This window comes from Staphylococcus intermedius NCTC 11048, assembly GCF_002902385.1.
In the GTDB taxonomy this organism is placed as follows: Bacteria; Bacillota; Bacilli; order Staphylococcales; family Staphylococcaceae; genus Staphylococcus; species Staphylococcus intermedius.
Map to the genome: position 1 here is coordinate 3421 of NZ_PPQH01000109.1, position 585 is coordinate 4005.

Consider the following 585-nt stretch of genomic DNA (forward strand, 5'->3'; position numbering starts at 1 on the left):
TTACATATCTAACTTTGCAACAGAACCCATTAGTAACACCTCAATCATATTATAGAACATATGTTCTTATTTATGAAGTGTAATTTATTTCATAAAGTAGTTGGAAGTATTACAACCAGAATTTTTATATAAGAAACGAGACACAAATTTATGTGTCCCAAAAGATATGTTCTTGGTTGTAGATATGTACAGTGAGATCTTTTAATGCCGCTTTTTCACTGTTCCATGTAATTAGTCATGTGCTAGTTAAGTAAATGATTACATGATAAATTAATTAGCTACATTTTGTTAAAACTTGAAACAGAATCAGTAATAATGTTAAATGAATATAATTTATCTATTACTTCTTTTTCGTTTATTGTCAGACATTCGATTGTATGATTACTTATATCTTTCGCCATTTTTTCTATAGGAAGTGAAATACTAGAAAGTTTAGGATTTAAAATTTTACATATATCATGATTGTCAGTTCCAATTAAAGAGACTTCATCTGGTTCTGTTGCAAAGTTAAATATGTAGTATAATTTTAATAAAAAGGAGCATTCTACATGAACTATTTCAGATGTAAACAATTTAATAAAGACG

Annotated in this window: 1 protein-coding gene; it reads right to left on the bottom strand. The window is 26.7% G+C overall.

Annotated elements, in window-relative coordinates; all coding sequences use genetic code 11:
• Positions 1–278: 278 nt before the first annotated feature.
• A partial coding sequence (locus CD138_RS13140) for a substrate-binding domain-containing protein (RefSeq protein WP_180991065.1) occupies positions 279–585 on the bottom strand: 307 nt, incomplete at its 5' end.